Below are 10,826 nucleotides of genomic sequence, written 5' to 3' on the forward strand. Positions count from 1 at the left end.
TATGCTCGCTTCCGTCATCCGTTTTTCGCTGACTCAGCGCATATTTGTTCTGATTGTCGCGCTGATATTAATGCTCGCTGGTGCTCGCGCTTGGTTTGCTATTCCGCTAGATGCTTTTCCTGATATCTCACCGACTCAGGTTAAGATCATTTTAAAAGCGCCAGGCATGACCCCTGAAGAAATCGAAGCACAGATTACCGTGCCTATCGAAACTGAATTATTGGGGATACCTAATCAGGCTATTTTACGTTCAACCACCAAATATGCCATCAGCGACATTACCCTAGACTTTACTGAAGGAACTGATATCTATTGGGCCAGACAGCAAGTGAGCGAGCGACTTGCCGCAGTGTGGGACAGTTTTCCGCAAGGGGTATCCGGTGGTGTTGCACCTATGAGTACACCATTGAGTGAGATTTTTATGTTCACTCTGGAAAACCCTAATTTATCTCTAATGGAACGCAGACAGCTGCTGGAGTGGGAGGTTCGTCCACTCCTGCGTACCGTTGCTGGAGTGGCCGATGTTAATATTTTAGGCGGTTATGCTAAGAGTTTTAGCATTAATCCTAATCCGTCTGCGATGGCCGCTGCTGGGGTGAGTTTTGCCTCACTTCAACAAGCCATTATTGATAATAACCACAATGAAGGTGCCGGAAAACTCACTATCGGCACTGATACGATTATTGTCCGTGCTGAAGGCCGAATTGATAATATTGATGAGCTAAAGCAACTGGTTATTAAGGTTGATGATGCCAAGGTATACCGCCTTCGAGACTTAGCAGATATTCAGATTGGTCATTTAGCTCGTTATGGCGCAGTAACCAAAGACGGTGAAGAAGCTGCTGAAGCGTTAATTATTGCTCTTAAAAATGCTAACACGGCCAAAGTGGTAAGTAGTATTAAAGAAAAGCTTGATCAAATCAGCACCACATTACCTGAAGGCAGTGTGATTAATACCTTCTATGATCGCGCAAACCTAATTAATACCGCCATCGATACCATTTCGAGTGCATTGTTTGAGGCTGTACTGTTAGTTATTGTGCTACTGGCACTGTTTCTAGGCAACGTCCGCGCCGCTTTGGTGGTGTCGCTGTCTTTGCCTCTCGCGGCATTAACGACCTTTTTAATGATGGACCTATTTGATCTTTCCGCCAACCTTATGAGCTTAGGTGGATTAGTGATCGCCATAGGTATGTTAGTCGACTCTTCCGTAGTGGTGGTTGAAAACATGGTCAACCTGATTGCGACTAAGCAACGGTTACCCCGTTTACACCTTATTTATCGCGCCACGAAAGATGTCGCGATTCCGGTGGTATCGGGCACTGTCATTGTAATGATAGTGTTTTCGCCGTTACTGACACTTACGGGGCTGGAGGGCAAACTGTTTACTCCAGTCGCCGTGACGATTGTGTTCGCCATGTTGTCTGCATTGGTGTTATCACTCACCGTTATTCCTGTGGTGGCGTCTTATCTGGTGAATGAAAAGTCAGCCCAAGAACCTAAGGCTATCGAGAAATTAAAAGCCGCGTATCTTCGCAGCCTTAAGAGTACTTTTAACCATAAAAAGCCTTTTATGATCATCGCGTTTGCCTTACTCATTGTCAGTTTAGGCTTGTTTAGCTTTGTGGGTAAAACCTTTATGCCGACCTTAGATGAAGGTGACATTATTTTACAGTTAGAGAAGTCGCCTTCTATCTCGCTTGCAGCCTCTATTGCGATAGATAAGCAAATTCAGCAGACCTTGCTTGCTGCGGTTCCTGAAATTAAGCAGATGGTTGCTCGTACCGGAGCGGATGAAATGGGTTTAGATCCAATGGGCCTCAATGAAACCGATGTGTTTTTAGAACTGGCCCCACGCGATGAGTGGCGATTTGATTCTAAAGAGCAATTAATTGAGGCGATTCGCAGCGAGTTGCTTAAGTATCCTGGAGTTAATTTTAACTTTACCCAGCCGATCCAAATGCGCGTTTCGGAAATGCTCACCGGCAGTATTGGTGATGTAGCGATTAAGGTATTTGGTACCGATATCGATACTTTAGGGCAATTAACCGCGCAAATAGAACAGCTTGTTAGTGCAACAGCTGGCAGTATCGATGTCAAAATGTCGATGATTGAAGGCAGTCCTTTTATCAATTTAACCTTAGACAATGAAATGGCGCGTGGGTTTGGTATGAGCACCATGGAGTTTGCTCGCTATTTAAAGAGTCAGCTTGAAGGGGTAATCGTTACCGAAGTGCTACAGGGTAAAAAGCGTACTCCAGTTCTGATAGCCAATAATCAAGGTGGCTTAAGCAGCATTCATGAACTGAAAAATCAGTTATTGGTGATGCCAGATCATTCCTTAAAGCGTTTAACCGATGTGGCTAAGTTAAGCTATAAAGAAGGGCCTATCTTAATTGAACGTGAGCAAGGCGACCGTTTCTCGGTGATCACCACTAACGTTCAAGGGCGCGATATCGTCAGCTTTGTTGAAGAGCTCAACGCGAAAATCACGGCCGATATTAAGTTCCCTAGCGGATACAGTGTCAGCTTTGGTGGCGAGTTTGAAAACCAACAACGTGCGACTAATAATTTACTCTTGGTTATCCCCATTGCAATTGCGTTAATCACGCTGATTTTGTTCACTACCTTTGGATCATTAGCGAAAGCCGGTTTAATCCTCGCCAACGTGCCATTTGCCATGATGGGCGGTATTGTGAGCTTATATTTGTCTGGCGAATATTTGTCGGTACCGGCATCGGTTGGGTTTATCGCCCTGCTTGGCGTAGCGGTACTTAATGGTGTGGTGATGGTGAGTTATTACGAGCAAACCAAGCATCTATTCAGTGGTTTATTAGCACGAGTAGAACAGGGTGCCGCGAGGCGCCTACGACCCATCTTGATGACTGCCACGACAGCAATGTTTGGCTTAATGCCGTTGGTATTTGCTTCTGGTCCTGGGGCTGAAATCCAAAAACCGTTAGCGATTGTTGTGATTGGTGGTTTGTTAACATCAACCATTACAACACTTTATTTATTACCAATTCTTTATTACTGGCTGGAGAAACGTAAATGATCACTGAGCAATTGTTAGTGCTGATCGCTCAAAATGATATCAAGGATGATATCGTCGATACTTTAATCGAGCTGGATTTCTTATCAGGTTTTAGCCTAGGTGATATTTGTGGTTTTAGTCGCGAACATAGCCACTTTAATATTAAGGAACAGGTTGAAGGTTACCGAGAATTTTGTAAATTTGAAATTATGCATCCAGTTGATCAGCAGCAGGCATTATTGAGCACCCTTGCGCTAGTGTGCAAACATAATCCGTGTCGTTACTGGATCACGCCAATCGTGCATACCGGCACCTTATGTTAGCCGAAATAATAGCAATCGGACTAAAGCATCTTGTGTCAAACAAGCGATAAACTTACACCGGTTTGCGGTCGCTATTGAGTAAAATGGTAAGGCGTTGAGATGAAAATCTACCACGGTTTAGGATTATTCTTATCTACTGTGTTGGTCACAAATAGTGTTGTGGCCAACGAATTAACGTCCAATAATAGCGCTGTGGCGGTTGAGTTTATTATGGCGCCTACGAGTAAAATAAAGCTGTCATTTGATGAAATAGTGACGTTAGATTCACTAACGCTTAACGACATGGACGGCTACTGGCTCAATTTAAACATTCAAGTGCCGAAAGGTGAAAGCAAGGTCTTTTCTGTTGAGATACCCTCACTTATGCCGACTAATTATGTTGTTTTATGGCAGGTCCACAATCATGATAACGTCGCTAAAAAGGGAGCGCTTAAGCTAACCATTGAAGATGACAATAGCTACCCTCGACCATCAACCAAAAAACATAAGTACGCTATCCTGCATAACAAATTACATCATTAAATAATTTGCCGATAGTTTGGCTCACAAGATTGCTAATTAGCGACTAAAGCATTTACTTACTCGCGGATCATCACCAATACAGTTCGAGATGATCCGCGGGGTTAAAGCGATTTAACATATCAAATACGCCAACAGCATCCATTATGTGGCTTGTGAAAAGTTGGACAGTAAGCGCTCATCATGAAATAAAAAGCGATAGCAATAAGCAAAATAGTATTGTGGCGAGTATTCTGCTAAGTTCAATTGTTATCAATTAGTTGTGTGTGCATTGATACTGATACTCAAGCTGAATGGGCATAATCAGTATTCGAACACTGTCATTATCATTGAAAGGAATACTTGTTTATGAAAGGATTCACACTCATTTTAGTCGCGCTATGTACATTTTCATGTGCAACCATTAAAACCATTGATCCCCCACAAAATCATCTTAATATCTCGCAGAATGGCAAAAAAAGTTATTGTGGAGAGATACCAAGAGTCTATAGCGGTGTTTCGTATAACTTCTGCCTTTTATATGGTGAGCCAAGTAAAACGGTCAATTTAGGTGGCTCAGTTAACAAGGTCCCTCTTATTGTTTTTGATACGGTGTTTTCTGTGGTTTCTGATACCGTCGTTTTACCCTACACCATAAAAATGCAAGCTGACAAAGGCTCACTTAAGGTTAATTAACCTGCCTATTCTTTAGCATAAATCTAGGCAAATCGGATGGTTTATCGATGATAATTTTTAGCAGGTCATTAATGGCTATAAGGATCAATCACTATGGTTGTACCATTGTAGAATAAAAGTTCTGATCAATTGACTGTGTGAACAAGATAAGCCTGAATTAACCATAAAACAGACCGAACACCAGACAAGAAAGCGAAGAATAACAGCCATGAAAAGACTGTCAGGAATAGCATTAATTAGCTCAGTTATTTTATATAAATTACTGTCCACATATTTTGATTACCATTTATATTTCTACAGCTTTGAGAACTATAAAATATTTGATGCAACATTAAATTTACTGCTGTTTTCGATACTGCTATGCGGTTCTTTATTGGCTGAACTCAAAGTGAAACTATTATTAATCATAGTAGGCTTTGTATTAGCTTCTTATCATGTATCAACATTTTTAAAATACGGCGAAAAATACAAATCTATATATGAAGTCAATAAAAATAGCACCTTAGTGTTAACCAGTTACGATTTAGGTGCACTAGGAAGTGGCTTGGTAAACGTTGAACTTTACCAAAAAAATAACTTACTGATGGAACCTATCACGCTAAGGTCATATGAGCACATAATGAATGGTGAAATAGTAAAATATGGTAATTGCTGTGTAAAAATAACCATGACAACTTATGACAGGAAAACCATCGAAGATATCATAAGCTTAAATGAAGTACTTATTAGGCCAAGTATGACTCGGTAAACCTATTTCCAAGGCGTATTGACCTCTACACGAGGTTCATACGCCAACGGACGACTGAGAAAAATAATCGCGACTCATTATAATTGTTACCACCTGCACTAACGTTACAGGGCGACAAATGTTAAGCCGCTTGTGGTAACCACTGCCCCTGATAGTAACGTTCAATTACGCCTTCATCTGACCAGCGCAGTAAATACAACCATTGGTTATCGACAAGCCAGCGCACATTGTCATGTTTAGCCGTGATCTGCTCAATGGGCTCTCTTGGTGCAGCTAGATACACCGCTAAACGTTGCGGTTGATGCATCCATTTTTGGCCATCATGCAACGTTTGCATCGACAGGCCAATACGTAAATCACCACCGTTACCTTCAAACACACCAATATGACCCGCGACAGCGTTATGCAGTAACTTATTACCACTGCCGTATTTAACATTATCGCTCACCGATGCGTTATATTGCATATTAATCCAATTGGTTACCACCATAGGCGCGGTCATGATCAATTCTAAAACGCCAAAGTCAGCATCATTTTGCCATTGGTAATCATGTAAAAAGCTTCGACCTTGCAGATTGACATTTCTGGTCCAAGATCGAGGTGCCACAATAAAAGCGGCATTGTTTACCAAACCCCATTCTGGACGCACTTGAGACCAATCATTACTGCGCTGAATATAAAATCGATCTAATTCAGCTGCACTGCTACCAGCTAACTCTGGGGAGATGTGAACCAAACGCTCTCGCTGCGCCGTTTCTGTAGCCGCTGTTAGCCATGAGACTAGGACGGGATCGATATCGGTATCAAAGCAATCAATATGATCTGTGGTGGTGTTATGCAATGCGGCCACAAAATGGGTCGTGCTAGGAATTACAACCTCGAGATCTAACAATGCTTTACGTACATCTTGCTCATTTAATAATTGGGCTAAAACCCGCACGTTTACTTCACCAGTTTGACCGCCACAGGCACCACAATCCAAGCCCGCAGCATGTAAATTATTGGTGGTGTGGCTTCCATGTCCGACCAATAATACCGTAGGTGAGAATTGGCTTAATCCCATGGCATTTAGGATACCTTTAGCCAGTTCAGCTTTATCGGTTAACGACAGTAGCTGATCATTTTTACGTAAGATCCAGCTTTTTTGATGAGTCAGTGCATTAACAGGATTGTGGATTTGTTTGGCAAAAAATGATTTTTTGAGCATTTTAAAAGCATAGAGCCAGCCCATGGATTCCACCATAGAAAATGCTGACGGCGCAGCTTGTGACCAGGTTTGCCAACGAGCCTTGCTATTTAGCGTATCGGTTTGAGCCTGTGTATCACGCCATTCAGACACTCGTATGATCGGCTGTAACAATCCCGGTAACTGAGGGCGAGACAATTCACTGTCGTGCGGTTGATACTCGATAGGTAATCCGAAAAAGCCCGCAAACCCTATGGTTTGGATATCATCACTCTGATTTTCTAACGCCCGGCGTATGACCTCTGAACGAACGTCGATACAAAATGCGGCCTGTAACTTTGGCGCTGTTATAGGGTGCTTTTGAGCATCCACTAACTGAGTGTTCAGCTTGTGTTGATAACTCAGTTCAGCTGCCTTTGCCCACACCCAAAGGGGCTGTTGTGCTTGCTCATGCTGCGCGAGTAGATGCGGCAGTTGGTCTTTTTCACGCATCCAAAGCGCGGCTAAGTGAATAAAACTGTCCGCTTGTTGTGCTTTTAAGTAACGCCAAATCACTAACTCCCAAGCCATACGAATTGCCAGTAGTTGCAGCATTTCATCGCTCGGCGTTGCCTGCAAGTCGCCTTGCCAGCGCAAATAGGCCACCCAAGAAGCCCAGCCATTAATATCAAGTAACAATGCATGGGCATAAGACTCGATTACAGTGTCATCAATCCCCAACTCAGCAACAGCTTCTGCGAGCAAGGTCGGTGCATCTTGCGGTAATTGTTTGAAATAGTGCAGCAAGCCTGGCTCATCCATAATAATACTCAGGCCGCGATCCCGACCGGTAACCTCGAGCCAATGACAGTATAGATCTGGCTGTGCTGAACTATCACGACAAGGCAAAATGGGCCGCAACTGTTGATAATATGCGGCACAAAATTGACTGATTTGATGAATGATTTCATCCCGCCATGCCATTTTGTATCGGTCGCGTTGATTATCTAATAAATCGGCAATATTGTGAAAATGAGTCAGATCATCGGCTTGATCAAGAAAGGCTTCAAGCTGATCCACTGACATTGCAACCTCTTGTTGCTCAGCCGCTAATAACAACGCATGCTGGCTAATATCGCCTTGTGCATATAAATGCTGATAATGGCCTTTGGGCATTAAACACTGAATACGATCAAGTGCCGATACTCGCGCCGACACTTGTTCAATCGGTTGCTCACGCATTTGCCAAAATGGATTAACAGCAATCATTTTATCGAGCGGCCATGTCGGGGCAATGTTGTTACCCGCGGAAGTTAATTTTGCCTGCTGGCTATCAGTCAGTTGCGCTATCAAAGGTGATTTAACTGCGATACTCATGGTCATACTTCCTCAACTTCGGTGGCTTTATCTAATACTTTATTATTGCTGGGTGCTGGCAACTGCACTGGCCACACTTGTAACGTCAATCGAGTGAGCCATTCATCTAAATATAAACCGGCGAATAAGGCGATATGTAAATGATGTATTGAGGGTCTATGTGGCTGATAACGCAACATCCAATTGAGCACAAACAAACTGACAAATAACAGTATTGCGACAATATCGACCGCACTTAACGCCTCAACATGCATGGCTGACGTGGCGGGAATAATGGCCCCAAACAACCACTTAAACCCGCTGTAACTGATCACTAATAATATGCTTAAGAGGAAAACGGGCATCATGCTGCTACGCAGTCGCTCACTGTGGCGCTGAGCCAATAACATGGTGAGCGCTAATACCAATAACAACCAAACACTCCATACTCCTTGATAGTCTATAACCATCACTGCCATCGAGACGATAATGCTTGAAAATACCCCTGCCACTATCCAATCTATCATCTTAGGATTGGCCGCTGGCGCAAGACGCCTTTGCATGTCTTCATAAACCGCACTGCTTGAATTCAAAAATGCATAGGCTTTGTAAACTGAGTGCGTTAATAAATGCAGTAAGGCTAATTCAAACAACCCTAATGCACATTCAACTAACATCAAGCCCATTTGCGCGCTGGTAGACCAAGCTAAACGCACTTTAATGCTAATTCGAGTGGTCATGATTAATGCCGCCATCACAGTGGTTAATCCTGCAACTATTAGCACTAGCCACTGCGCGACAGTAGATTGAATAAACAAGGGCGCAAATAAAATCAGCAAGAAACCACCGAGGTTAATGACCCCTGCATGCAGTAAAGCACTTACCGGTGTCGGCGCTTCTACAACCTGTATCAACCAGCCGTGTACCGGTAATTGCGCACATTTAATTAAGGCCGTGAGTGCAATTAGCACTGCAGCAATATGATCGACGGTCGTTAGTTGTAAGTTGTCGTTTGTGGCCACCGCATTAAAGTGGCTAAGTAAATCACTTATCAATAAGCTGCCGTGCTGCTGATACAACAATATAATTGCAGCCAATAACGAGGTTTCTGCGGTGCGTGCTAAGAGGAATTTTTTATGTGCAGCCAGCGCCGCGCGAGGGCGTTCAGGATAGAAGGTTAAAAGCTTATGCAAGGCTAAGCTAATTGATACCCAACCGAGCCAGAATAATAATAAATGGTTACTAATCACTACCACAGACACTGCCGCGAGAATATTCAGTAGCCAGTGCCAATAAGTGCCGCTACGAGGTTCGCCCGCCATATAATTACGCGAAAATGCGATTAAAATAACACTCATAAAGACCACTAGCCCCATCATCAAGAGGCTGAGTCGTGATTGGCTAATATATTGCGCATCAGCGTGAAGACCCGGTAACGCAATACTTACCACCAAGGCGGTAATATAGAGCACAACAATAAGACCGCTGAGCTTAATTAACCATGTAGATTTATTGTTAAACCTCGCACGGTCACTTAAACGCCCACTCAGGGCGCTAGCCAAAAGTAACGTAATGGGAATACATAATAAAAAAACGGACGATAACGCGATATTCATAAACTGCCTCTTCTTTTAGTCAACAGAGTATGTCAGAGCTGTATATTTAATAAAAATATATATAAACTAATAAAACGTTCTGTTTTGGTTAACTATAATGAGTCGTCTTAATTATCATCACCTTTATTATTTTTGGCGTGTCGCGGTTGTAGGCAACCTGACGCAAGTCGCTAAAGACCTGCATATTTCTCAATCAGCATTGTCGGCACAAATTAAGCAATTTGAACACAACATGAATGTTGAGTTGTTTGAGCGCAGAGCACGACGCCTCAACCTAACGGTCCATGGTCATCGTGTATTGGCTTATGCCGATGATATATTCAGTAAAGGCGAAGAGTTGGAGTCTTTTTTACGCAAAGGCAGTATGAGTGAAAAGCAGCATTTATCTATTGGGGTCTTAACCACATTATCGCGTAACTTTGTGGAGAATTTTATCAGCCCGTTGCTGGCCAATCCTAATGTGAGCTTTTCTTTATCGGCCAGAGGCATGAGCGATCTATTAAACGGTCTGGCGGATCACGAACTGGATTTAGTACTGACTAATCGACCTATCAGTGTCGATAAAAAAGATCCATTATGGCAAACCCAGTTGGTCTCTAGGCAACCTTTGGCGATTGTGGGCCCCAAAGCTAACCGGATAAACGCCAGTTTCCCGGAAGGTTATCAAGACATGCGCTGGGTTCTACCGGGTAAAAATACTGAAATTAGGGCAGCATTTAATTCCTTTTGCGCGACCTGGCAATATCAACCCGATGTGCAAGCAGAAGCCGATGACATGGCCATGTTGCGTCTTTTAGCCCGCGACAGTGGCGCACTGGTTGTGTTACCTCCAGTGGTTGTTAAAGACGAAATTGAGCAGGGGATTTTAAATGTGTATCAGCACTTACCCAATGTTTATGAAAATTTCTATGCCATTACCACCCAACGAAAATTTGTACCTGAGGTGTTATTAGCGCTATTAAAGCAGCAGCTTGATCCTGCATTTAGTGATTAATGTCTATCCATATTTGTTCGCCAATGATATCGCTAAGCCCGCTGAAATAACTATGTGAACACTAAATTGTCGAGCATAAAGCCTATCCGCTGCTGTTCATTTCAGATCCCGTGCGGTGAATGCGTTTTGGCCTATTCGAGGGAAATTAGTTAGCTTAAAACATTGGTAAATATCACTTAACGACACACTGAACATATTGAGTAGATTATTTAAGCTTAGACCAAAGTCGATAGCCTACAATGACATATAGAGTGCTAATCTGAATAAAAATGGATTGGAGTCTTCATGCTAACTAAAATAATGTTGATTAATGGTTTAGTGATATTTACCTTAGCAATGCTGCTGAGTTTTTTATCTCTACCTTCATGGCTATATGCATTTTTAGTCGCGGTTGCC

At 42.9% G+C, this 10,826-nt stretch carries 8 protein-coding genes; 6 read left to right on the forward strand and 2 right to left on the reverse strand.

Features of this window, described 5'->3' with window-relative positions:
• Position 1 precedes the first annotated feature (1 nt).
• The 5 genes from H5185_RS11650 (at position 2) to H5185_RS11670 (ending at position 5,299) form a co-directional block, all read left to right on the forward strand.
• A complete protein-coding gene (locus H5185_RS11650) occupies positions 2-3,055 on the forward strand; it encodes an efflux RND transporter permease subunit (protein WP_182723012.1) in 3,054 nt (1,017 codons plus the stop codon).
• Positions 3,052-3,357 carry a DUF3240 family protein gene (locus tag H5185_RS11655; RefSeq protein WP_182723011.1) on the forward strand — a complete coding sequence of 102 codons (306 nt, stop codon included), beginning with the start codon at positions 3,052-3,054 and terminating at the stop codon, positions 3,355-3,357. Before H5185_RS11650 ends, H5185_RS11655 begins: the two co-directional genes overlap by 4 nt.
• A gap of 99 nt (positions 3,358-3,456) precedes the next feature.
• Positions 3,457-3,879, forward strand: a complete 423-nt coding sequence (locus H5185_RS11660) for a copper resistance protein CopC (RefSeq protein ID WP_182723010.1) — start codon at positions 3,457-3,459, stop codon at positions 3,877-3,879.
• 345 nt (positions 3,880-4,224) lie between these two features.
• On the forward strand, positions 4,225-4,551 hold the full coding sequence (locus H5185_RS11665; RefSeq protein ID WP_182742151.1) for a YceK/YidQ family lipoprotein: 327 nt from the start codon (positions 4,225-4,227) through the stop codon (positions 4,549-4,551).
• A gap of 208 nt (positions 4,552-4,759) precedes the next feature.
• Positions 4,760-5,299 (forward strand): hypothetical protein, encoded by a 540-nt coding sequence (locus H5185_RS11670; RefSeq protein ID WP_182723009.1) that lies wholly within the window; start codon positions 4,760-4,762, stop codon positions 5,297-5,299.
• A gap of 121 nt (positions 5,300-5,420) precedes the next feature.
• Here the strand turns inward: H5185_RS11670 and H5185_RS11675 are convergent, their stop codons facing one another.
• Positions 5,421-7,841: a YbcC family protein gene (locus H5185_RS11675; RefSeq protein ID WP_182723008.1), complete on the reverse strand. Its 2,421-nt coding sequence runs from the start codon at positions 7,839-7,841 to the stop codon at positions 5,421-5,423.
• Between the two features lie 2 nt (positions 7,842-7,843).
• On the reverse strand, positions 7,844-9,436 hold the full coding sequence (locus tag H5185_RS11680) for an NADH-quinone oxidoreductase subunit L (protein ID WP_182742152.1): 1,593 nt from the start codon (positions 9,434-9,436) through the stop codon (positions 7,844-7,846).
• A gap of 97 nt (positions 9,437-9,533) precedes the next feature.
• Here H5185_RS11680 and H5185_RS11685 point away from each other — a divergent pair, with 97 nt between their 5' ends.
• On the forward strand, positions 9,534-10,430 hold the full coding sequence (locus H5185_RS11685) for a LysR family transcriptional regulator (protein WP_124018240.1): 897 nt from the start codon (positions 9,534-9,536) through the stop codon (positions 10,428-10,430).
• Positions 10,431-10,826 lie beyond the last annotated feature (396 nt).

The organism is Shewanella sp. SG44-6, assembly GCF_014164185.1.
In the GTDB taxonomy this organism is placed as follows: domain Bacteria; phylum Pseudomonadota; class Gammaproteobacteria; order Enterobacterales; family Shewanellaceae; genus Shewanella; species Shewanella vesiculosa.

Coding starts and splice junctions, on each gene's coding strand:
- H5185_RS11685 (WP_124018240.1), top strand. CDS start 9,534: ATGAGTCGTCTTAATTATCATCACCTTTATTATTTTTGGCGTGTCGCG.
- H5185_RS11670 (WP_182723009.1), top strand. CDS start 4,760: ATGAAAAGACTGTCAGGAATAGCATTAATTAGCTCAGTTATTTTATAT.
- H5185_RS11655 (WP_182723011.1), top strand. CDS start 3,052: ATGATCACTGAGCAATTGTTAGTGCTGATCGCTCAAAATGATATCAAG.
- H5185_RS11660 (WP_182723010.1), top strand. CDS start 3,457: ATGAAAATCTACCACGGTTTAGGATTATTCTTATCTACTGTGTTGGTC.
- H5185_RS11675 (WP_182723008.1), bottom strand. CDS start 7,841: ATGAGTATCGCAGTTAAATCACCTTTGATAGCGCAACTGACTGATAGC.
- H5185_RS11650 (WP_182723012.1), top strand. CDS start 2: ATGCTCGCTTCCGTCATCCGTTTTTCGCTGACTCAGCGCATATTTGTT.
- H5185_RS11665 (WP_182742151.1), top strand. CDS start 4,225: ATGAAAGGATTCACACTCATTTTAGTCGCGCTATGTACATTTTCATGT.
- H5185_RS11680 (WP_182742152.1), bottom strand. CDS start 9,436: ATGAATATCGCGTTATCGTCCGTTTTTTTATTATGTATTCCCATTACG.